21 protein-coding genes and 1 pseudogene are annotated in these 21406 nt (G+C 59.7%); 8 read left to right on the plus strand and 14 right to left on the minus strand.

The genetic code is table 11. From position 1 onward, the window contains the following. Positions 1-13 precede the first annotated feature (13 nt). Positions 14-691 (minus strand): ribonuclease T, encoded by a 678-nt coding sequence (gene rnt, locus OC610_RS02575; protein ID WP_030142532.1) that lies wholly within the window; start codon positions 689-691, stop codon positions 14-16. Then, positions 688-1734, minus strand: a complete 1047-nt coding sequence (gene pyrC / locus OC610_RS02580) for a dihydroorotase (protein ID WP_264426355.1) — start codon at positions 1732-1734, stop codon at positions 688-690. Before pyrC ends, rnt begins: the two co-directional genes overlap by 4 nt. Positions 1735-1922: 188 nt before the next feature. Here pyrC and OC610_RS02585 point away from each other — a divergent pair, with 188 nt between their 5' ends. Both OC610_RS02585 and OC610_RS02590 read left to right on the plus strand, forming a co-directional pair. Continuing rightward, positions 1923-2924, plus strand: a complete 1002-nt coding sequence (locus OC610_RS02585; protein ID WP_264426356.1) for a flagellar protein MotY — start codon at positions 1923-1925, stop codon at positions 2922-2924. Between the two features lie 128 nt (positions 2925-3052). Then, entirely contained in the window at positions 3053-4270 is a 1218-nt protein-coding gene (locus tag OC610_RS02590; protein WP_024779511.1) for an argininosuccinate synthase, read from the plus strand. A 151-nt stretch (positions 4271-4421) separates the two neighbouring features. On the opposite strand, the pseudogene OC610_RS02595 reads toward OC610_RS02590, so the two are convergent. Next, positions 4422-4679: pseudogene (locus OC610_RS02595) on the minus strand (hypothetical protein); the annotation flags it as partial. Between the two features lie 477 nt (positions 4680-5156). Here OC610_RS02595 and OC610_RS02600 point away from each other — a divergent pair. Then, on the plus strand, positions 5157-5783 hold the full coding sequence (locus OC610_RS02600; protein ID WP_264426358.1) for a response regulator transcription factor: 627 nt from the start codon (positions 5157-5159) through the stop codon (positions 5781-5783). A 54-nt stretch (positions 5784-5837) separates the two neighbouring features. On the opposite strand, the gene OC610_RS02605 is transcribed toward OC610_RS02600, so the two are convergent. The 8 genes from OC610_RS02605 to metG all read right to left on the minus strand — a co-directional run bounded on the left by OC610_RS02605 (position 5838) and on the right by metG (position 12632). Next, positions 5838-6020 (minus strand): PA3496 family putative envelope integrity protein, encoded by a 183-nt coding sequence (locus OC610_RS02605; RefSeq protein ID WP_264426359.1) that lies wholly within the window; start codon positions 6018-6020, stop codon positions 5838-5840. Between the two features lie 107 nt (positions 6021-6127). Next, positions 6128-6766 carry an endonuclease III gene (nth, locus tag OC610_RS02610; protein ID WP_264426360.1) on the minus strand — a complete coding sequence of 213 codons (639 nt, stop codon included), beginning with the start codon at positions 6764-6766 and terminating at the stop codon, positions 6128-6130. After that, positions 6763-7293: an Rnf-Nqr domain containing protein gene (locus tag OC610_RS02615; RefSeq protein WP_264426361.1), complete on the minus strand. Its 531-nt coding sequence runs from the start codon at positions 7291-7293 to the stop codon at positions 6763-6765. Before OC610_RS02615 ends, nth begins: the two co-directional genes overlap by 4 nt. Next, positions 7286-7897, minus strand: coding sequence for an RnfABCDGE type electron transport complex subunit G (locus tag OC610_RS02620; protein ID WP_264426362.1), 612 nt, complete (start codon positions 7895-7897; stop codon positions 7286-7288). Before OC610_RS02620 ends, OC610_RS02615 begins: the two co-directional genes overlap by 8 nt. Continuing rightward, positions 7894-8880: an RnfABCDGE type electron transport complex subunit D gene (locus OC610_RS02625; protein WP_264426363.1), complete on the minus strand. Its 987-nt coding sequence runs from the start codon at positions 8878-8880 to the stop codon at positions 7894-7896. The genes OC610_RS02620 and OC610_RS02625 overlap by 4 nt, the downstream gene beginning before the upstream one ends. Beyond that, a complete protein-coding gene (rsxB, locus tag OC610_RS02630; RefSeq protein ID WP_264426364.1) occupies positions 8867-9889 on the minus strand; it encodes an electron transport complex subunit RsxB in 1023 nt (340 codons plus the stop codon). The genes OC610_RS02625 and rsxB overlap by 14 nt, the downstream gene beginning before the upstream one ends. Then, positions 9886-10458, minus strand: coding sequence for an Rnf-Nqr domain containing protein (locus OC610_RS02635; protein WP_264426365.1), 573 nt, complete (start codon positions 10456-10458; stop codon positions 9886-9888). Before OC610_RS02635 ends, rsxB begins: the two co-directional genes overlap by 4 nt. A gap of 128 nt (positions 10459-10586) precedes the next feature. Continuing rightward, complete coding sequence (gene metG / locus OC610_RS02640; RefSeq protein ID WP_264426367.1) at positions 10587-12632, minus strand: methionine--tRNA ligase; 2046 nt, start codon at positions 12630-12632, stop codon at positions 10587-10589. A gap of 376 nt (positions 12633-13008) precedes the next feature. Here metG and apbC point away from each other — a divergent pair, with 376 nt between their 5' ends. Then, on the plus strand, positions 13009-14103 hold the full coding sequence (apbC, locus tag OC610_RS02645; RefSeq protein WP_264426368.1) for an iron-sulfur cluster carrier protein ApbC: 1095 nt from the start codon (positions 13009-13011) through the stop codon (positions 14101-14103). A 142-nt stretch (positions 14104-14245) separates the two neighbouring features. Here apbC and OC610_RS02650 read toward each other — a convergent pair whose 3' ends face one another. Next, positions 14246-15004, minus strand: coding sequence for an SDR family oxidoreductase (locus OC610_RS02650; RefSeq protein WP_264426373.1), 759 nt, complete (start codon positions 15002-15004; stop codon positions 14246-14248). Between the two features lie 165 nt (positions 15005-15169). Here OC610_RS02650 and OC610_RS02655 point away from each other — a divergent pair, with 165 nt between their 5' ends. The 4 genes from OC610_RS02655 (at position 15170) to groL (ending at position 18678) form a co-directional block, all read left to right on the plus strand. Beyond that, positions 15170-15901: a HugZ family pyridoxamine 5'-phosphate oxidase gene (locus OC610_RS02655; protein ID WP_264426369.1), complete on the plus strand. Its 732-nt coding sequence runs from the start codon at positions 15170-15172 to the stop codon at positions 15899-15901. Positions 15902-15967: 66 nt separating this feature from the next. Next, positions 15968-16444 carry an FxsA family protein gene (locus OC610_RS02660; RefSeq protein ID WP_264426370.1) on the plus strand — a complete coding sequence of 159 codons (477 nt, stop codon included), beginning with the start codon at positions 15968-15970 and terminating at the stop codon, positions 16442-16444. Between the two features lie 246 nt (positions 16445-16690). Beyond that, positions 16691-16984: a co-chaperone GroES gene (locus OC610_RS02665; protein WP_039591772.1), complete on the plus strand. Its 294-nt coding sequence runs from the start codon at positions 16691-16693 to the stop codon at positions 16982-16984. A gap of 50 nt (positions 16985-17034) precedes the next feature. Beyond that, positions 17035-18678 carry a chaperonin GroEL gene (gene groL / locus OC610_RS02670; protein ID WP_030142514.1) on the plus strand — a complete coding sequence of 548 codons (1644 nt, stop codon included), beginning with the start codon at positions 17035-17037 and terminating at the stop codon, positions 18676-18678. A gap of 206 nt (positions 18679-18884) precedes the next feature. Here groL and OC610_RS02675 read toward each other — a convergent pair whose 3' ends face one another. Together OC610_RS02675 and OC610_RS02680 are read right to left on the minus strand one after the other, a co-directional pair. Further along, on the minus strand, positions 18885-19628 hold the full coding sequence (locus OC610_RS02675) for a phosphatase PAP2 family protein (RefSeq protein ID WP_264426371.1): 744 nt from the start codon (positions 19626-19628) through the stop codon (positions 18885-18887). Positions 19629-19682: 54 nt separating this feature from the next. Next, positions 19683-21406, minus strand: a 1724-nt coding sequence (locus OC610_RS02680; protein ID WP_264426372.1) for an LTA synthase family protein, incomplete at its 5' end; no start/stop codon positions are given.

Consider the following 21406-nt stretch of genomic DNA (forward strand, 5'->3'; position numbering starts at 1 on the left):
AGTCCCGCCTCGCTTAGTCGTCGAAATCCTGCCAGCCACCCATCTCCTTCCACCGATTGACGATGCCGCAGAACAGCTCGGCAGTCTTTTCGGTGTCGTAGCGGGCCGAGTGGGCTTCGCGGCCATCGAAATCGATGTCGGCTGCCTGGCAGGCCTTGGCCAATACCGTCTGGCCGTATGCCAAGCCTGCGAGGGTCGCCGTATCGAAGCTGGAGAACGGGTGAAACGGATTGCGCTTCATGTCCAGGCGCGCAACGGCCGCGTTGAGGAAACCCAGGTCGAAGCTGCTGTTATGGCCGACCAGGATCGCACGCTTGCAGCCGTTGGCTTTCAGCGCCTTGCGCACGCCACGGAAGATGTCGGTCAAGGCGGTTTCTTCGCTGACCGCCATGCGCAACGGATGATCGAGCTTGATCCCGGTGAACTCCAGGGCGGCTGCTTCAACGTTGGCGCCTTCGAACGGTTCGACCCGGAAGAAATAGGTGTGGTCGGGGAAGACAAAGCCTTTCTCATCCATGCCAATGGTCGTCGCGGCGATTTCCAGCAGCGCATCGGTGGCTGAGTTGAAACCACCGGTTTCTACGTCGACCACAACCGGCAGATAACCCCGGAAGCGGGCAGCCATGGGGTGGCGAGGGCCGCCCGAGCCGCCATTGCCGTCCAGTTCGTCGTCGAAATGATCTTCACTCACGCGTTTTCCTCCAGCAGGCGCCAGCGCAGTTTTTCACCGGCGCGCAGCGGGATGACAGTCTGCTCGCCAAACGGCAGGCTGGCAGGGGCGGTCCACTCGTCGCGGACCAGGGTAATACGATCGGTGTTCACCGGCAGCCCATAGAAGCGTGGGCCGTGCAGGCTGGCGAAGCCTTCGAGCTTGTCCAGGGCGCTGCGCTGCTCGAACGCCTCGGCGTACATCTCGATGGCGGCGTAGGCGGTGTAGCAGCCGGCGCAACCGCAGGCCGCCTCCTTGGCGTGACGGGCGTGGGGCGCCGAGTCCGTGCCGAGGAAAAACTTGGCGCTGCCGCTGGTGGCCGCGTCCAGCAAGGCTTCCTGATGGGTGTTGCGCTTGAGGATCGGCAGGCAATAGAAGTGTGGCCGGATCCCGCCCACCAACATGTGGTTGCGGTTGTACAACAGGTGATGGGCGGTGATGGTTGCGCCAACGTTGGCCGGGGCCTCGTTGACGAACTGCACGGCATCGCCCGTGGTGATGTGCTCGAACACAACCTTGAGGGTCGGGAAACGCTCGACGACGCGGCGCATGTGCTCGTCGATGAAGATTTTCTCGCGGTCGAACACATCGACATCGCCCCGGGTCACTTCGCCGTGGATCAACAACGGCATGCCGACTTCGGCCATCGCCTCCAGCGCCGGGAAGATCTTGTCGATGCTGGTGACACCGGAATCGGAATTGGTTGTCGCGCCAGCCGGGTATAGCTTGGCGGCATGGACAAAACCGCTGGCCTTGGCCTCGCGTATTTCTTCGGGCTGAGTGCGGTCGGTGAGGTAAAGCACCATCAGCGGTTCGAAGCGGCTGCCGGCTGGGCGCGCGGCCAGGATGCGCTGGCGATAGCCATCGGCTTCGGCGGCGTTGCGCACGGGCGGAACCAGGTTGGGCATGATGATGGCGCGGCCAAAAGTGCGCGCGACATCGGCGACGGTATGGGTCAACACAGCACCATCGCGAAGATGAATATGCCAGTCGTCGGGACGCAGCAGGGTCAGGCGGTCGGACATGGGGGGCTTCCAGGCGGGTAAATCTCCGGGGAATGCTACCGGAAAAGACCGATCCGGGCACCCGCTATCAAGTTTTGCCGCAAGTTACCGATAGCCCCTTCAGGTGTGCCACGATTTTGTGCCGTGTCTCGGCCAAGCGGCATGCCCCGCGTTTTCGATTTCCGTATAAAAAGCCAGTGGAGCCTCCCGTGCGCCAGCGTTATCTAGCCTTGCTCAGTGTGTTTGCCAGCCTTCCCGCGATGGCGCTCACTTTCCAGACCCGTCTGGAGAGCATTGAGTGGACGGTCGAAGGCGACAAGTTCGAGTGCCGGCTGAGCCAGCCGATCACCGATTTTGGCAGCGGAGAATTCGTGCGCAAGGCGGGCGAACAGGCTACGTTCCGGCTCAAGACCTATAACCCGATGCTCGGTGGCGGCTCCGCGACGTTATTGGCGGCTGCGGCGCCGTGGCAGCCGGGACGGGGCGATATCAACCTGGGCTCGGTCAGGATCGGCAGTGGCGATGTGTTGTTCAATAGCTCCCAAATACAGGCGGGCCGTCTGATCAGCGGGCTTATGGAAGGACGCAGCCCGGTGATTCGACGCAATACCGAGGACGGGCGCGTATCGGAAGTCCGGCTGCTGCCTGTGCGCTTCAACAAGGCGTTCAACGATTATCAAGGCTGTGTAGCAAAACTGTTGCCGAAGAACTTCGAACAGATCAAGCAAACCCAGATCGGCTTTCCCGGCGAGGGGATTGAGCTCGACGCCCAGGCCAAGGCGCAGTTGCAGGTCATGCTCGACTTCATCAAGGCCGACCCGAGCGTCAATCATGTTGAGCTCGATGGCCATTCCGACAACAGCGGCAATCGTTTGACCAACCGTGAACTGTCGCGCCGTCGTGCGCTGGCGGTCATGGACTTCTTCAAGGCCAACGGTTTTGAAGAGTCCCAATTCACCGTGCGCTTCCATGGCGAGCGCTATCCGCTGGTTCCCAATACCAACGCAACCAATCGGGCCAAGAATCGCCGTGTAGTCGTACAGCTGGAACGTGTAGCGGCCACACAGGCCCCGGCTCCTCAGCCGGCAACACCCGCGACAGCGCCAGCGGCCCCTGCCGTGGCGCCCGCTGCTGCGCCGGGCAAGGCACCGACGCCGGTTGCTCCGGCCAAAGCTGCCACGCCTGCCGCGGCGACTGCACGCACTTCCTGATCCCGTCCTGATCGTCGCCCAATCGACATAATCTGTCGCTTCGTCGTCATAAGCTGTCGCGCCTCTGTAAATTATCCGCGCTGGACGTTAGACTTCCCGGCTTTCCGTACAACCCGTGGAGTGATGGCATGGCGGACGTAAACAAGGTCGTTCTGGCGTATTCCGGCGGCCTGGACACTTCGGTGATCCTCAAGTGGCTGCAGGACACTTATAACTGCGAAGTGGTGACCTTCACCGCGGACCTGGGGCAGGGCGAAGAAGTCGAGCCTGCACGCGCCAAGGCCCAGGCCATGGGCGTCAAAGAAATCTACATCGATGACCTGCGCGAAGAGTTCGTCCGTGACTTCGTGTTCCCGATGTTCCGCGCCAACACCGTTTACGAAGGCGAGTACCTGCTGGGTACGTCCATCGCCCGTCCGCTGATTGCCAAGCGCCTGATCGAAATCGCCAACGAAACCGGCGCCGACGCCATTTCCCATGGCGCCACCGGTAAAGGTAACGACCAGGTGCGTTTCGAACTGGGTGCCTATGCGCTCAAGCCCGGCGTGAAAGTCATCGCTCCGTGGCGCGAGTGGGACCTGCTGTCCCGTGAAAAACTCATGGACTACGCCGAGAAGCATGCGATTCCGATCGAGCGCCACGGCAAGAAGAAATCCCCGTACTCGATGGACGCCAACCTGTTGCACATCTCCTATGAAGGCGGCGTGCTGGAAGACACCTGGACCGAGCACGAAGAAGACATGTGGCGTTGGACCGTCTCTCCCGAGAAGGCGCCCGACACCCCGCAGTACCTGGAACTGACCTATCGCAACGGTGACATCGTCGCGCTCGACGGCGTGGAAATGAGCCCGGCCACCGTGCTCGCCACCCTGAATCGTATCGGCGGCGAACACGGCATCGGTCGCCTGGACATCGTCGAGAACCGTTATGTCGGCATGAAGTCCCGTGGCTGCTACGAAACCCCAGGCGGCACCATCATGCTGCGCGCTCACCGGGCGATCGAATCGATCACCCTGGATCGCGAAGTGGCTCACTTGAAGGACGAGTTGATGCCCAAGTACGCCAGCCTGATCTACACCGGCTACTGGTGGAGCCCGGAGCGTCTGATGCTGCAACAGATGATCGATGCCTCCCAGGTCAACGTGAACGGTGTCGTGCGCCTGAAGCTGTACAAGGGCAACGTGATCGTGACCGGGCGCAAGTCCGACGATTCGCTGTTCGATGCCAACATCGCGACCTTCGAAGAAGACGGTGGCGCCTACAACCAGGCCGACGCGGCTGGTTTCATCAAGCTCAACGCCCTGCGCATGCGTATCGCGGCGAACAAGGGTCGCAAGCTGTTCTGATCCGGTTCAATAGAAAACGGCCTGCCATGAGCAGGCCGTTTTTTTATCTTTCGTCTGTCGAACAGGCTCACGGCTTTCTTCTTCGACGAAGACGCATCAAACGACTTTGGTTTTTCCTTCCTCGACTTAACACATGCCCGCGTCGCCCGGTTGAGCCGTTCGTGGTTTTTTTTACGTGTTTGCTTTTATGGAGGTCCGAAGGTGCGTACAGAGAACGGTAATTAAAATTGAGCGTGAGAAAAAACAGCAGCGACAGATAAAAGGGAAAGCCGATCAGAAACCAGATATAGCATTCACGATCTTCATCATCCAGGAATGGCAGGGATATCGCCGCAGAGGTTTCGGATAATGTTGCAAGTATGGCGATCAGCGTCATGGGGTTGGTAATGGTTCTTTGAGTCTTGTTCATGATGAATGCTCATGGGTAATTCATGCTCGATGATTGAAGTTTTAATCGAATGGATTTCGACGTGTTGGCTCAATGCAAAATAGACTGGCTAAAGGCGATCAAGTCCTTTGATTCGAGAATATCCAGCGCTTCTTTTTATACAGAAACTGATTTTGATTGAGTAAAATTTTTACCGTTTGTCTGTAAATAAATCAGTTACTTTTTATGAAGATGTTTGTCGGCGTGAATTGAAATGTGTTTTGTTCCCCAAGAAAAGTCGCGTCATTCATAGGGGCTTCGGTGCGTCAGATTCACTGTTTCGATTTTTCTGGAAAATTCATGCCACATTATTCCGCGGATTATTTGTAGGAATTTTCTGTAATGTTTGTAGGTTATGTCTTTCGCTGCGAGCACTCAGGGGGAGCGGCATGCCAAGGGAGAAATGACTAGGCTATTGTGCATGCTCTAAAAATTCGAACAGCGAAATTGGATTTGCCCATGAATAAAGTGCTGATCGTGGATGATCACCCCGTCATTCGTCTTGCTGTACGTTTGCTAATGGAGCGTCATGGATATGAAGTTATCGCCGAAACGGATAATGGCGTTGATGCGTTACAGATTGCCCGGGAACAAATGCCCGATATCGTTATCCTGGATATTGGAATTCCGAAGTTGGATGGATTGGAAGTCATCGCGCGCCTGACCATAAATCCCTCTCCCTTGAAAGTATTGGTATTGACGTCCCAGGCACCCGGGCATTTCTCGATGCGTTGCATGCAAACGGGGGCAGCGGGCTATGTTTGCAAGCAACAGGACCTGACCGAACTGTTAAGTGCAATAAAGGCCGTGCTGTCGGGCTACAGTTACTTTCCCAACCAGGCACTGCACACGGTACGTTCAAGTCTTGGGAATGCCAGTGAGTCCGAGATGGTGAATCGTCTGTCCGGGCGGGAAATGATGGTCTTGCAGCAACTGGCTCGCGGAATGACCAACAAGGAGATAGCAGACGCCATGTTCCTTAGCAACAAGACCGTCAGTACCTACAAGACGCGCCTGTTGTTGAAACTCAACGCCCGGTCGCTGGTGGACCTGATCGAATTGGCACAACGAAATGGATTGGTCTGACTCCAGGGCCACACGTACACAGTAAAAAGCCTCCACCAGGGAGGCTTTTACGTGTCAGAGGTCAAAATCATAATCGGCCAATTGTTTCTGCAGGCGACGCTCTTCCAGCAGGTTATCAATGGTGCGGCGTTTGCTCAGGTTGGTTTTTGCCACTTCCACCGCCACAGGTTCCGCATCATCAGCCTCAACGGTGATGAAATCGTCCTCTACATCCAGTTGTTCTTTGCCAGTACTCATGGGTTCGACTCCAGGCTAAGACTGCCATTGGCGCTCCTTATATCGATAAATTACCGGCGGGTAAAAAAGATTTTTTCAATCGGTGGATCAACAAAACCAATAGCCCATCAATCGTCGGATGTCTTGTGCTTGTATTCGCACAGATCTTCTATCCGGCAGCTTCCGCACCGGGGCTTGCGCGCCAGGCAGACGTAACGCCCATGGAGAATGAGCCAGTGGTGGGAGTCCAGGAGGTATTCCCTGGGGACAAATTTCAACAGCTTTTTTTCCACCTCAACCACGTTTTTGCCGGGGGCCAGCCCTGTGCGGTTACTCACGCGGAAAATGTGCGTATCAACCGCCATTGTCAGTTGACGAAATGCGGTGTTGAGCACCACGTTGGCGGTTTTACGCCCGACGCCTGGAAGGGCTTCAAGTTCTTCACGAGTCTGCGGGATTTCACCGCCATGGCGCTCCATCAACAGGCGACAGGTTTCGATGACGTTTTTCGCCTTGCTGTTGAATAGCCCGATGGTCTTGATGTATTCGGACAGTCCTTCCACGCCCAGGGCATGGATCGCTTGCGGCGTATTGGCCACCGGGAACAATTTGGCCGTGGCCTTGTTGACGCCAACGTCGGTGGATTGGGCCGACAGAATCACCGCAATCAGCAGTTCGAACGGAGAGGAGTAGGCCAGTTCGGTTTTCGGCTCCGGGTTGTCTTCATGAAAGCGACGAAATATTTCCAGGCGTTTTGCGGCGTTCATGGGCGCGGCTTTTCCTCTAGGGATGAACGGGAGGGAGTGCAAGTCATGGCCTGATAGGCGGCGAGCAACAGGCCGAGCAGGATGAATCCGCCGGGGGCGAGCAGGGCCAATGGGACACCTGCGCCGATCATCTCTCGCAAAGCGCCCAGGCTGGAAATCAACAGGCCGAATTGTCCCGCCAGCCTGAGATGAGCAAGCATGCGGGGTTCGATGATTGTCAGGTGTTCCAGTGCCACGCAGCTCAGCGCGATCCATCCGATATACAAGCTCAACGTGCCATACCGCTCCAGTATCCAGGCCTGTGCCAACAGGTCTGCGCAAGCGGCCATGGCTGCGGCCAGTATGATGGCTGCGAAAAGACGCTGGCAGGCTGTAAGGCGGGGCCTCAGCAAAGCCATTGTCAAACCGTGGGCGAAGCTGATCAGAACCCAGGTAAGCCATAGGACCAGCGCATTGACCAGCGAGTCGCTGGCACCCACCAGGGGAACGAGGACCAGGCCGCGGTGCCAGGACGCAGGCTTAATCATGGACGTTCGCTCCGGTCAGTTGGGCCGTATGCTCATCGAAGTAGCGCAACGCATCGTGGACAGCCTGAAGCACCGCCCTGGACGTCACCGTCGCGCCAGCCAACTGATCGAATTGGCCCTGGTCCTTCTTCAAGGCCCAACCTTCATCCGTGGGCGCCTGGCGCGACTTGCCTTGGAACATCTGTAGCCAGCTGTTCGGCCAACCGGCGATTGCCGCACCCAGGCCAGGCGTTTCCGACTGACGCAGGGTTTTTACGCCCAGCAGCCGGCCGGTCGGGTCGATGGCGACCAGTAATTCGATGCTTCCTTCATAGCCCACTGCCTGACTGCGCAAGAGCACAGCCATGGGCTGGCCGCCGCGGGTCGCCAGGAAGCCGTCCAGCAGCGTGCTGTGGGGCAATGTCACCGGCGCCGCGACAACCGACCGCGCCAAGGGCTGGTTGTCATACTGGCCGCTTGGCAACACGTCTAGCAGGGTTGTGTTGGCGATCGCCTGTCGCTGGGCTTCGATGCGCCCGGCGGTGTTGATCTGCACAACGTACGTGACGCCAACACCGAGGCCGGCCAGCAATGTCAGGATCGCAACGCCCGCAGTTTTCTTCATGCCAGCGACCGCCTTTGCCGCGCCTCGACGAAGCGGTCCAGCGCCGGGACACCGAGGTTCATCAACAGCACCGCAAACGCCACGCCATCCGGGAAGCCGCCCCAGGTGCGAATCAGATAGACCAGCAACCCCGCGCCTGCGCCGAACAACAATCGCGCAAGCGGCGCCCTGGCCCCGGACACGGGTTCGGTCACGATAAAAAACGCGCCCAGCATGGTCGCGCCGGTCAGCAGATGAAACAGCGGCGAGCCGTGGGAGTCGGAGCCAGACCCGTTCCAGCACAACAGGCTCACAGTAAACAGGCTGACAAGCATGCCCACCGGGGCGTGCCAACTGAACACGCGTTGTTGCAGCAGAAACAGGCCGCCAGCGAGGAAGGCGAGGTTGACCCACTCGACACCACGCCCACCCCAACGACCGAACGCCGGGTCACTGGCAAACAGTTCGTCGTTGGTCAGGCTTCTATTGATTTTCAGGCTGTCCAGCGCAGTGGCGCCAGCCCATCCATCGGGCGCCTGGGCAATGCCAGCAACGTGCCGCAACCCATCGCCCAGGCCGAGGCCATGAAGCGTTGGCCATTGGCTCATGTGTTGGGGGAATGCCAACAGGACCAGGGCGTATCCCAGCATGGCCGGATTGAACGGATTGCTGCCGACCCCGCCCCACACATGTTTGCCAAACAACAAGGCGCAGGCGGTCGCTGTGACCGTCAGCCACCACGGGCAATAGGCCGGCAGGGCAACGGCCAGCAAGGTGGCGCTGACCATTGCGCTACCATCGCCCAGTGCCGGCTTGAGTGGTCGGCGTCGCAAACGCAGTACCAGGGCCTCGACCGCCAGCGCGGTGAGGCCGGACAGCAACAGATTGAATATCACGCCCCAGCCATACACCCACATCAAGGCCAGCACGCCCGGCAGCGTTGCCAGTAATACCCGGCCCATCGCCTGTCGCAGTCGCTCATCCAGCGGCTCAGGAAGCGGCATGGGCGGCCACCTGCCGTTCGGCGTCTTCCACGGCTAGCTCCAGCGCTTTCAATTGCTCATCCGAAGCGGCGGCGGCCCGGGCCTTGGCGAGCTCGGCGCGACGCATCGCCAGTTGGATCTTGGCCCGCTTGAGATCGGCGTCGTTTACCGGCGCAGGAGCTGGCGCAGCGGCTGGCGGCGTAGTGCTTTCCAGTTGGGCCAGCGCCTGTTCCGCCGCTTCGAACTGGCGTTGCAGGACGATCAATTGCGATTGCTGCTCGAACGTGGGTGGATGGCCGAACGCTTTCAAGGATTTATTCAGTTGTGCCCGGCTCATGGCCAAGTCGATCTTGGCCTTCTTCAACGCGGCATCGGCACTGGCGGCTTTTTGCGCGCGCACTCGCTCCAGCGCGGCTTGCACCGGATCCAGGGGCTGGGATTGTGCTTGGGGTTGGGCCTGGGCGTTGCGCTGGACCCGCGCCAGGCGCTCGGCCTGACGCTGTTCCTCTTCGCGACGCAGACGCGCGTTGCGCTGTTCGAAGCGCTGGCGGGCGTGGTTGCGCTTGGCGGCACGCGCCTGCAGCGCTTCGATGCTGAAGGCCAGGCCGCCAACGACCGGCAGCACGGTCTCCATCGGCAGTGGCCGCATTTCAATGCAGTCCACTGGGCAAGGCGCCACGCAAAGATCGCAGCCGGTGCATTCGTCGATGAGGACGGTGTGCATCAGTTTTGCCGCGCCGACAATCGCGTCCACCGGGCAGGCCTGGATGCATTTGGTGCAACCGATGCACTCGGCCTCACGGATAAAGGCGATCTGCGCCGGCGCGGGGCCGCGACTGGCATCCAGCTCCAGCACGGGCACCCTCATCAGCTCGGCCAGGGCCGCGATGGTTTCAACGCCGCCGGGGGGGCATTTGTTGATCGGCTCGCCTTGGACGATGCCTTCGGCGTAGGGCTTGCAGCCGGGATGGCCGCATTTGCCGCATTGGGTCTGCGGCAGCAGGGCGTCGATACTTTGGATCAGGTTCATGTCTTGACCAGCCCGCGTAATCCGAGGAAGGCCACCGCCATCAATCCGGCGCTGATCAACTGAATCGGCAGGCCCCGAAAGGGCAGGGGAATATCATTGTTGAAGGTACGCTGGCGCAAGTCGTCGAACAGACTCAGCACCCACCAGAAACCCAATCCGGCCCCCAGGCCGAAAGCCATTGCGGACCCCAGCCCCTGGTCACTCCGTCCGTTGAGCAACGCGACACCGAGGACACCGGCATTGCCGAGCAACAGCGGCCACAGGCCATCGAACGGCAGTGAAGGCAGCCAGCGTGCCAGCAGTCGCAGCAACGGTGCGATCAGCAGCACGCTCAGCGGCATCCAGACGAATAACCGGAGCGATGTCAGGTTTGCCGGAGCCAACAGCCAGTCGTCGATCAGATAACCGAAGGTGCCGACGATCAGCATCAGGCATGCCGTCGCCAGACCCAAGGCGTGCACTTGGCGCCTACCCTCGGCCCCTAGCAGCGGATCGATGCCCAGCGGCCAATGCAACACAAAGTTGTTGATCAGGGCGGCGCTGAACAGGGAGAGGAGGATGTCGGTCATGGTCCGTTGGTAACGAGGAGCCCGTAAGAAGGTTAGGCATTATCCGGCACGCCGTGACGGTGGGCCAGATATGAAAATCCCACAGTCGCTGGGAGGCGACTGTGGGATCGGTGCCGTGCGCGATCGGTTTACTTGATCCGCTGGCCCGGCTTGGCGCCGCTGTCGGGGCTCAGCAGGTAGATTTCCTCACCGCCGGGACCTGCCGCCATCACCATGCCCTCGGAGATACCAAAGCGCATTTTGCGCGGCTTGAGGTTGGCGATCATCATCGTCAACCGACCTTCAAGTTTGGCCGGATCAGGGTAGGCGCTCTTGATGCCGGAGAACACGTTGCGCTGCTCATCGCCAATGTCCAGGGTCAGGCGCAACAGCTTGTCAGCGCCTTCGACGGCCTCGGCCTTGACGATCAGTGCCACGCGCAGGTCGACCGCGGCGAAAGCATCGAAGTCGATTTCCGGCGACAGCGGGTCCTTGGCCAACTCACCGTTGCCGCTCGGGCCGCCGGTGTCGGTCTGGCTGGCGGCCAGGTCTTCCTTGGAGGCATCGATCATGGCTTGGACCTTGGTGGCGTCGATGCGGGTCATCAACGGCTTGAACTCGTTCAGCTGATGGTTGCTCAGCAGGGTCTGGTGATCGTTCCAGGTCAACGGTGCAACATTGAGGAACGCCTCGGCGTCGGCGGCCAGCAACGGCAGCACCGGCTTGAGGAAAATCACCAGTTGGCGGAACAGGTTGATGCCCAGGGCACAGATGGCCTGCACTTCGTCCTGCTTGCCTTCCTGCTTGGCCAGTGACCACGGCGCCTTGTCGGCGATCCAGGCATTGGCACGGTCGGCCAGGGCCATGATCTCGCGCATGGCGCGGGCAAAGTCGCGGTTCTCGTAAGCGTCGGCGATGCTTGGCGCGGCGGCCAGGAAGGCGTCGGTCAGTTCCGGCGCGGCATTACCGGCGACCAGGACGCCGGCGTTGCCCTTGTGGATGAACCCGGCGCAACGGCTGGCAATGTTGACGACCTTGCCCACCAGGTCGGAATTGACCTTCTGCACGAAGTCCTCGAGGTTCAGGTCCAGGTCGTCGACGCCACGGCCGAGCTTGGCCGCGTAGTAGTAGCGCAGGTATTCCGGGGACAGGTGATCCAGGTAGGTGCGTGCCTTGATGAAGGTGCCGCGGGACTTGGACATCTTCTGGCCGTTGACGGTCAGGTAGCCGTGGACGTTGATGCCGGTCGGCTTGCGGAAGCCGGCGCCTTCGAGCATGGCCGGCCAGAACAGCGCGTGGAAGTTGACGATGTCCTTGCCGATGAAGTGGTAGACCTCGGCCGTCGAATCCTTGGCCCAGAACGCATCGAAGTCCAGCTCCGGGGTACGGTCGCAAAGGTTCTTGAAGCTCGCCATGTAGCCGATCGGCGCGTCCAGCCACACGTAGAAATACTTGCCGGGTTCGCCGGGGATTTCGAAGCCGAAGTAAGGCGCATCGCGGGAAATGTCCCACTCTTGCAGGCCGGAATCGAGCCACTCGGCGAGTTTGTTGGCGACTGCGTCCTGCAGCGTGCCACTGCGGGTCCAGGTCTGCAGCATCTGCTGGAAGTCAGGCAGCTTGAAGAAAAAGTGCTGGGAGTCCCTGAGCACCGGGGTGGCACCGGAAATCGCCGACTTCGGGTCTTTCAAGTCAGTCGGTGCGTAGGTGGCGCCGCATTTTTCGCAGTTGTCGCCGTACTGGTCTTCAGTGCCGCATTTCGGGCAGGTGCCCTTGATGAAGCGGTCGGCCAGGAACATCTTCTTTTCCGGGTCGAAATATTGGGTGACCGAACGGGTGGAGATATGCCCGGCATCACGCAGCTTCAGGTAGATCTGGCTCGACAACTCACGGTTTTCTTCGGCGTGAGTGGAGTGGAAGTTGTCGAAATCCACCAGGAACTCGGCAAAGTCGGCGCTGTGTTCAGCCTGGACATTGGCGATCAGTTGTTCCGGGGTAATGCCTTCCTTTTCCGCGCGCAGCATGATGGCCGAACCGTGGGCGTCGTCGGCGCAGACATAAATACATTGGTTGCCGCGATGTTTCTGGAAGCGCGTCCACATATCGGTCTGGATGTATTCCAGCATATGGCCAAGGTGGATCGAACCATTGGCATAGGGCAGGGCGCTGGTGACGAGGATCTTGCGTGGCTCGGACATGGGGCTCGGCTACTTGATGAAACGGAGGTCGGCCACTATAAAGCGCCGGGAAATATATTTCACCCCGCCGACCTGTTTCCCGCCGAAACCGTGGCTTGTAATTGGATGGACTCGCCCAAGCCGAGGCGTCTGTAGGAGCTGGCGAAGCCTGCGATCTTTTGACTTTTATTTTCGCTTGAGACTCAGTTGCAGGGGGAAAGATCGCAGCCTCGTTGCACTCGGCAGCTCCTACGCAGCTCCTACGCAGCTCCTACGCAGCTTCTACACAGCGCCTACAGGGGGAGCGGGAGCGTTAACGGTCCTAATCGGGTCGCCACGAAAGCATGCGCGGCGTAGGATAGCGGCCTGTTTTCAAGTCTTGCTATCGGAGTTGCCCATGAGCGCCGTCAATCGCGCAGCGGTGGAAACCGTCCTTCGCCAGTACACCGACCCCTACCTGAACCAGGATCCGGTCAGCGCCGGGTGCGTGCGCGCCATCGATATCCAGGGCGATCGCGTCAGCGTCCAGCTGGAAATCGGCTATGCCGCCGATCTGTTCAAGAACGGTTGGGCGCAAATGCTGCAGATGGCGATCGAAGGCCTGGACGGCGTGGCCGCCGCCAAAGTCGAGATCAACAGCGTGATCGCCGCGCACAAGGCCCAGGCCCAGGTGCCGGGGCTGGCGAACGTCAAGAACGTGATTGCGGTGGCGTCGGGCAAGGGCGGGGTGGGCAAGTCCACCACCGCCGCCAACCTGGCGCTGGCGCTTGCCCGCGAAGGCGCAAAGGTGGGGATTCTCGACGCGGACATCTACGGGCCGAGCCAGGGCATCATGTTTGGTATTGCCGAGGGCACCCGGCCGCAGATCAAGGATCAGAAATGGTTCGTGCCGCTGCAATCCCACGGCGTTGAAGTCATGTCCATGGCGTTCCTGACCGACGACAACACGCCGATGGTCTGGCGCGGGCCGATGGTGTCCGGGGCGTTGCTGCAACTGGTCACGCAAACAGCCTGGGGCGACCTGGATTACCTGGTGATCGACATGCCGCCGGGCACCGGCGATATCCAGCTGACCCTGGCGCAGAAAGTCCCGGTGGCCGGCGCGGTGATTGTCACCACGCCCCAGGACCTGGCCTTGTTGGACGCGCGCAAGGGCGTGGAGATGTTCCGCAAGGTGAACATCCCGGTGCTGGGCGTGGTGGAAAACATGGCCGTGCACATCTGCTCGAACTGCGGGCACGCCGAGCACCTGTTCGGCGAAGGTGGCGGGGAAAAACTGGCGACCCAGTATGGCGTCGAGCTGTTGGCCTCGCTGCCGCTGTCGATGGTGATCCGTGAACAGGCCGACGGCGGCAAGCCGACCGTCATCGCCGAGCCGGACAGCCAGATCGCCATGGTCTACCAGGAACTGGCCCGCCACGTCGGCGCGCGGATCGTGTTGCAGGAAGCCGCGTCACCGGCGATGCCGAACATCACCATCAGCGACGATTGATACTTTGAAACACAATCCCCTGTGGGAGCGAGCTTGCTCCGGGCGGCGATCCGACGATAGCGGCCTGACATTCAACATTGATTCAAGTTGACCCGGCGCCATCGCGAGCAAGCTCGCTCCCACATTGATTGTGTGCAGTCCCTTAGATCCGCATCCCACCGTCCATCTCCAGGATCCGACCGGTGTAGTAGTCGTTCTCGAAGATATAGGCAGCCGAATGGGCAATTTCCTCGGGTTTGCCCATGCGCTTGAGCGGGATCGCCGAGGTCATTCTTTCCAGGGCGTCGGGTTTCATGCCCAGGGTCATTTCGGTCTCGATGAAACCGGGTGCAATGCCTGCCACGCGGATGCCGTAGCGCGCCAGTTCCTTGGCCCAGGTCACAGTGGCGGCGGCGACGCCAGCCTTGGCGGCGGAGTAATTGGTCTGGCCGATATTGCCCGCGCGGGAGATCGACGAGATATTGATGATCGCGCCGCTGTTCTTCAGCTCGACCATTTTTGCCGCCACTTCACGGGTGCACAGGAATACACCGGTGAGGTTGACGTCGATCACGGCTTGCCATTGGGCCAGGCTCATCTTGGTCATTTCGCCGTCCTTGACCTTGAGTAGCAGCCCATCGCGCAAGATGCCGGCGTTGTTGATCAGGCCATGTATCGCGCCGAAATCTTCAGCCACCCGGGCAACCATGTCGCTGACCTGCTCCTCGTTCGCCACGTTGCACATATAGGAACGGGCCTCGACACCCTTGGCGGCACACGCGGCGACCGCCTGGTCGAGTTTTTCCTGATTGAGGTCAACCAGGGCGAGCTTTGCGCCCCGGCCAGCCAGATACTCCGACATGGAACGGCCCAGGCCCTGGCAACCGCCAGTGATAATGATTACTTTGTCGGTGAGTTGCATTCGCATGCCCCGGTGGCAGAACGGTGGAGGGATTTCCTTCATGGAGGCCTCTCGATCTGCGACGGTGTAGCCCGGCTGCACATGAGAACTGCCCCGACGGCGCACTGAAACATTCATCAGTCGCCTGACCGTTTTCTAGACGGATTTCTTCAAAGGAGTCATAAATTGAGCGTTGACGTTGCCAAGCATGCCCGAGAATTGCTGCTCAAGGAATACCGGGGGATGCTCTCCACCCATTCCAAGTCGATGCCGGGTTTTCCGTTCGGCTCCGTTGTGCCGTATTGCCTGGACGAGCTGGGCCGGCCATTGATCCTGATCAGCCGCATCGCCCAGCACACCCACAACCTGCTGAAAGATCCCAAGTGCTCGATGCTGGTGGGCGAGCGGGGCGCCGAGGACGTGCAGGCGGTGGGGCGCCTGACTTACCTGGCCGAGGCCCGCAGGCTCGAAGACAGCGTCGCCATCGAGGCTGCTGCCGAGCGTTACTACCGCTATTTTCCTGAATCGCAGAACTACCACAAAGCGCACGACTTCGACTTCTGGGTCCTCGATCCGGTGCGTCATCGCTACATTGGCGGTTTCGGCGCCATTCACTGGATCGACCTGATCACCCTGGCCAATCCGTTCGGCGGCAAGGCCGAGGTCAGCATGATCGAGCACATGAATGCCGATCACGCCAAGGCGATCGCCCATTACGTGGCGCTGACGGGGCTGCCGAAAACAGAACCGGCGCAATTGGTCGGCATCGACAGCGAAGGCATGCACCTGCGGATCGGACAGGGGTTGCATTGGCTGGCGTTTCCGAACCCTTGCAACACCCCGACACAAGTTCGCGAAGCCTTGGTTTATCTGGCTCACGCCGAGCAATGGCCAAAAAATGCCGAGGTTGGCGCTTGAATTCACGAAAGGGCGACGTCATCTAGGTTTTCATAGCAAGGCATTCTTGCGTTGAGGAACCTTTTGATGCGCCCTTTTTTGTTGCTCTTTCTGCTGTTCCCGGTGTTGGAGCTGTTCGTATTCGTCAAGGTCAGCGGGGCGATCGGGTTTTTCCCGGCGCTGTTGCTGGTCATTCTCGGCTCGATGTTCGGCGTGTTCGTGCTGCGCATCGCCGGTCTCGCCACGGCGCTGCGGGCCCGTGAAAGCCTGAGCCGTGGCGAGCTGCCTGCCCAGACCATGCTCGAAGGCCTGATGCTGGCCCTTGGCGGCGGCCTGTTGATCCTGCCAGGTTTCATCAGCGACGTGCTGGGCCTGGTGCTGCTGCTGCCGTTTACCCGCCGGTTGCTGGCCAACAAGATGCGCCAGCGCGCCGAAGAGCAGGCGATGCGTCAGCGTGCCTTCGCCGATGACCTCCAGCCGCGTGGCGGCCCAGCGCCCAGGGAGTCCGTAGGCCGTGAGCCGAACGTGATCGAGGGTGAATTCGAACATCGCGATACCAAGTGAATATCTTGCGACACGGCACCTTCGGGTGCCGTGATCGTTTTTGACCGCAGAAGTAAAAAATTTCATCCCCTGCCCTTGTAATCGCCTCGCACGCCCTTATGTATGGGTCACCGCAAGGTTCCCGGTGGCAACACTGGACAGACTTCCGCGGTTCGCTTGACGAACCGCACCCCGGCTCCGCCGGCTTTTGTTAAACCCGCCGGGACTACACCGGCCGATGAAAACCAAAATTAGGAGAGATCGACAATGAAGCTTCGTCCTCTGCATGACCGCGTCGTCATCCGTCGCAGCGAAGAAGAGAAGAAAACCGCTGGCGGTATCGTCCTGCCAGGTTCGGCTGCTGAAAAAGCCAACCACGGTGAAGTTCTCGCTGTAGGTCCAGGCAAGGCACTGGAAAACGGTGAAGTACGTGCGCCGGCCGTGAAAGTGGGTGACAAGGTTGTGTTTGGCCCTTACTCCGGCAGCAACACTGTGAAAGTCGACGGCGAAGACCTGTTGGTCATGAGCGAGAACGAAATCCTCGCTGTTCTCGAAGGCTGATTTCCCCGCTCATTTTCCCGCTACTACAAAGTATTTAAGGAATATCGATCATGGCTGCTAAAGAAGTTAAATTCGGCGATTCCGCCCGCAAGAAAATGCTCGCCGGTGTCAACGTCCTGGCTGACGCAGTAAAAGCGACCCTGGGCCCGAAAGGCCGTAACGTGATCATCGAGAAGAGCTTCGGCGCTCCGACCATCACCAAGGACGGCGTTTCCGTAGCCAAGGAAATCGAGCTGAAAGATCGCTTCGAAAACATGGGCGCGCAGCTGGTCAAAGACGTTGCTTCCCGTGCCAACGATGACGCTGGTGACGGTACCACCACCGCGACCGTACTGGCCCAGTCGATCGTCAACGAAGGCCTGAAAGCTGTCGCTGCCGGCATGAACCCGATGGACCTCAAGCGCGGCATCGACAAGGCGACCATCGCCATCGTCAAGGAACTCAAAGGTCTGGCCAAGCCTTGCGCTGACTCCAAGGCAATTGCCCAGGTCGGTACCATCTCGGCCAACTCCGACAACTCCATCGGCGACATCATTGCCGAAGCCATGGAAAAAGTCGGCAAGGAAGGCGTGATCACCGTTGAAGAAGGCTCGGGCCTGGAAAACGAACTGTCGGTTGTAGAAGGCATGCAGTTCGACCGTGGCTACCTGTCGCCATACTTCGTCAACAAGCCAGACACCATGGTTGCCGAGCTGGACAGCCCGCTGATCCTGCTGGTCGACAAGAAGATCTCCAACATCCGCGAAATGCTGCCAGTGCTGGAAGCCGTTGCCAAAGCCGGTCGCCCACTGCTGATCGTGGCTGAAGACGTCGAAGGCGAAGCGCTGGCGACCCTGGTCGTGAACAACATGCGTGGCATCGTCAAAGTCGCAGCCGTCAAGGCACCAGGCTTCGGCGACCGTCGCAAGGCCATGCTGCAGGACATCGCCGTACTGACCGGCGGTACCGTTATCTCCGAAGAGATCGGCCTGAGCCTGGAAAGCACCACCCTGGAGCACCTGGGTAACGCCAAGCGCGTGATCCTGTCCAAGGAAAACACCACCGTGATCGACGGCGCTGGCAACGATGCCGATATCCAGGCTCGTGTGACCCAGATCCGCGCCCAGGTAGCCGAGACCTCGTCCGACTACGACCGTGAAAAACTGCAAGAGCGCCTGGCCAAGCTGTCCGGCGGTGTTGCGGTGATCAAGGTTGGTGCCGGTTCCGAAGTTGAAATGAAAGAGAAGAAAGCCCGCGTTGAAGACGCCCTGCACGCTACCCGCGCAGCCGTCGAAGAAGGCGTGGTGCCTGGCGGCGGCGTGGCACTGGTTCGTGCCCTGCAAGCCATCAGCGAGCTGAAAGGCGACAACGACGACCAGAACGTCGGCATCCAGCTGCTGCGTCGCGCTGTTGAAGCGCCTCTGCGCCAGATCGTTGCCAACTCCGGCGACGAGCCAAGCGTAGTGGTCGACAAGGTCAAGCAGGGTTCGGGTAACTACGGTTACAACGCTGCCACCGGCGAATACGGCGACATGATCGAAATGGGTATCCTGGACCCAGCCAAAGTGACTCGTTCGGCTCTGCAAGCGGCTTCGTCGATTGCCAGCCTGATGATCACCACCGAGGCGATGATCGCTGAAATCAAGGAAGACGCTCCAGCTGGCGGCGGCATGCCAGACATGGGCGGCATGGGTGGCATGGGCGGCATGATGTAAGCCAGCCTTACCCCAGTAGCGAAAAACCCCGCCTGCGAAAGCAAGCGGGGTTTTTTATTGCCTTGGATTCATGACGCGGGAGGTCATTTTTCCCTGGGAGACCTGTGGGAGCGAGCTTGCTCGCGATTGCGGTGTGTCAGTTTCTATATCTGGCACTGATGTACCGCCATCGCGAGCAAGCTCGCTCCCACAGGATTACTCCATGCTCAGGCGTTGGCGGGTTGGTTCAGCGCTACGCGATCGGCCATGGCAGCCGGCCGGTACAGCACGAAGTAATAACACCCCAGGCAGATCAGCCAACAGAACACCGCTGTCCACACGTTGTGGGAAAAGAAATGGGCGCCTTGCAGCATCCGCCCCAGGGAAAACACCGTGCCCAGTGTAAAGGCGAAGGTCAGGGCCTGGCGGGCCAGGCGCGGACGGCGGTCACGCAGGACAAAGAACAACGCAAACAATGTGAACCCGGTGGCTGCATGACCGCCGGGCCAGCATCGACCGGGTTTGTCCGTAGCCGGGCGTGGGCTGAGCAGCTCGCTGTAGGTTTCCTTGCCGCCGAACTCCTTCAGGCTCCAAGGGCATTGCACCGCTGTCACGGCTTTCATCGGCGTGACGAAGGACGTGGCCAGTGCCAAGGACAGTACCAGGCAGCCCAGTTCTCGTTTGAACGGTTTGAGCCGGGCGATGAAAAACGTACCGATGAATCCGAAAATGGCTAACACCGAAAAGGCGATAACCACTTGTTTCGCTCGATCATGCAGGACGTTCTCCAGAAAGTAACTGTGACGCCCGATGAAGTTGCCGGCGATAGGGTCATAAAACAGCTGGGCCAGTTTCATGTCCAGATCAGTCCACTCCAGCAACACCAGGAGGAGCGCCGTCAAAATGGGAACTCCGAGCAATAGCCAGAGGTTCAGTGGGCGTGGGGCAGGGCGTAGAACGCTTGATGACATGACAGGTCCTGAACAAAGAAAAGCGCCCCAGGGCATCAGCCTGGGGCCGTTCGGTTAACGTTCGCTGACTTGCTCGACACCCTCCTTGGGTGCTTTCCAGCCAAGCAGCTGTTGTTTGAAGCCATAACTGGCGGTTTGGTAATACGTAATGGCGCGGGTGACAAGAGGATCTTCGCGGGTGGCCCGGGACTCACGGCTTTCGGACAATGCATCGTCGTGGCGCCGCAGGCCCTGGCGCGGGCTGAGGATCGCCAGGTCCTTGCCATCGAACAGGCCCAGATGCTGGTAATTGCCGACGACGACACGGGGCGGCAACGGGTTGTCCCGTAGCAGGTTGCGACCAAAAAATGTTGATTGATACGTCATGTTCAACAGCCCCAGCAAGGTTGGCGCGAGATCGATCTGGCTGGCAAGTTGATTGCTTTCTCGCGGCTCGATCATCCCCGGAGCGTAAATGAACAACGGGATCTGGTAGTTGCTGATTGGAAGATCTTCCTTGCCGGCGTTACCTGCGGTGTGATCGGCCACGAAAACGAAAATCGTGTCGGCGAACCATGGTTTTTGCCGCGCTTGCTCTAGGAACTGGCCGATGGCGTAGTCGGTGTATTTCACCGCGCCGTCCCGGCCATTGCCGGATTTGATATCGATCCGATTGTCCGGGTAGGTATAGGGACGATGGTTGGAGGTAGTCATCAGTTGCAACAAAAATGGCTGTTGCTTGGCATAGTTGGTGTCGGCCAGTTTCAACGTCTGGTTGTACAAGTCCTCGTCGGCCATGCCCCAGGCGTTCTTGAAGTGGATCTCCGATTCATCGAGGCTGCTTTGATCAACGACCCGATAGCCGTTGCCGCTGAAGAACGCGTTCATGTTATCGAAGTAACCACGTCCGCCATAGACGAATACGCTGTCGTAGCCGACCGCCTTGAGCTGCTGGCCGAGGCTGGCGAAACCGCTTTCCCGACCGATGCGCTTGACGATCGAACGTCCCGGTGTAGGCGGGATAGCCAGGGTAATGGCTTCAAGGCCGCGGTCGGTACGAGTGCCTGTGGCATAGAAATTGTTGAAATACAGGCTCTGTTTGCGCAAGGCATCCAGGTTGGGGGTCAAGTCGCGCTTATCGCCATTGCTACCCAGGTATTTGGCGCTGAGGCTTTCGATTGTCACCAATATGATGTTTGTTTTTCGGGCGACGCCGGGGTTGGTGATCGTTCGGCGGATATCCTGGGGGTCTTCCCCCACGAAGTGCGCTTCGGGTTCGTTCAGTTCGTCACGTATCTGCTGGGCTACGGTAGCCGGAGCCAAGGTGCTGTAGAACTGGCTGTAGTCCAGCTCGTTGTTGCGAAAGGCCGCGAAGAACTGATACGGGCCGTTGCTCGCCAGTTCGTTCTGATAGGCATTGCCGCCTTGGGCGCGTGGCGCGTCCTGGCTGAGCAATTGCAGGCTCAGGCCGACAACCGCCAGCAGGCCCAGTGCGTTGAACAAGCGTGCGCGCACGGGCGGCAAGGGGGCCGACAGCGCAGCGACGAACGGTTTGCGCAAGACCAGGCTCAACGCTGCGGCCAGCACGGCGAGGCTCGAAAGCAGGACGCCGATCGGGTACGACTCCAACACGTTGTTCAGCACCTCATCGGAATAGACCAGGTAGTCGACGGCGATGAAATTGAAGCGTACGCCGAACTCATCCCAGAACAGCCATTCGGCGACAGCGGTGAACAGCATGGCGAACAGGCTGATCGTCAAAAGCGCCTGGAGGAACCAGCGGTGGGCACGGCGGCGCC

Origin of the sequence: Pseudomonas agronomica (genome assembly GCF_025917275.1) — a bacterium.
GTDB lineage: Bacteria > Pseudomonadota > Gammaproteobacteria > Pseudomonadales > Pseudomonadaceae > Aquipseudomonas > Aquipseudomonas agronomica.

Coding starts and splice junctions, on each gene's coding strand:
- OC610_RS02605 (WP_264426359.1), bottom strand. CDS start 6,020: ATGAGTACTGGCAAAGAACAACTGGATGTAGAGGACGATTTCATCACC.
- OC610_RS02675 (WP_264426371.1), bottom strand. CDS start 19,628: ATGTCATCAAGCGTTCTACGCCCTGCCCCACGCCCACTGAACCTCTGG.
- apbC (WP_264426368.1), top strand. CDS start 13,009: ATGAGCGCCGTCAATCGCGCAGCGGTGGAAACCGTCCTTCGCCAGTAC.
- OC610_RS02615 (WP_264426361.1), bottom strand. CDS start 7,293: ATGATTAAGCCTGCGTCCTGGCACCGCGGCCTGGTCCTCGTTCCCCTG.
- OC610_RS02650 (WP_264426373.1), bottom strand. CDS start 15,004: ATGCAACTCACCGACAAAGTAATCATTATCACTGGCGGTTGCCAGGGC.
- OC610_RS02665 (WP_039591772.1), top strand. CDS start 16,691: ATGAAGCTTCGTCCTCTGCATGACCGCGTCGTCATCCGTCGCAGCGAA.
- rsxB (WP_264426364.1), bottom strand. CDS start 9,889: ATGAACCTGATCCAAAGTATCGACGCCCTGCTGCCGCAGACCCAATGC.
- OC610_RS02590 (WP_024779511.1), top strand. CDS start 3,053: ATGGCGGACGTAAACAAGGTCGTTCTGGCGTATTCCGGCGGCCTGGAC.
- OC610_RS02600 (WP_264426358.1), top strand. CDS start 5,157: ATGAATAAAGTGCTGATCGTGGATGATCACCCCGTCATTCGTCTTGCT.
- OC610_RS02635 (WP_264426365.1), bottom strand. CDS start 10,458: ATGACCGACATCCTCCTCTCCCTGTTCAGCGCCGCCCTGATCAACAAC.
- metG (WP_264426367.1), bottom strand. CDS start 12,632: ATGTCCGAGCCACGCAAGATCCTCGTCACCAGCGCCCTGCCCTATGCC.
- nth (WP_264426360.1), bottom strand. CDS start 6,766: ATGAACGCCGCAAAACGCCTGGAAATATTTCGTCGCTTTCATGAAGAC.
- OC610_RS02660 (WP_264426370.1), top strand. CDS start 15,968: ATGCGCCCTTTTTTGTTGCTCTTTCTGCTGTTCCCGGTGTTGGAGCTG.
- pyrC (WP_264426355.1), bottom strand. CDS start 1,734: ATGTCCGACCGCCTGACCCTGCTGCGTCCCGACGACTGGCATATTCAT.
- OC610_RS02625 (WP_264426363.1), bottom strand. CDS start 8,880: ATGCCGCTTCCTGAGCCGCTGGATGAGCGACTGCGACAGGCGATGGGC.
- groL (WP_030142514.1), top strand. CDS start 17,035: ATGGCTGCTAAAGAAGTTAAATTCGGCGATTCCGCCCGCAAGAAAATG.
- OC610_RS02620 (WP_264426362.1), bottom strand. CDS start 7,897: ATGAAGAAAACTGCGGGCGTTGCGATCCTGACATTGCTGGCCGGCCTC.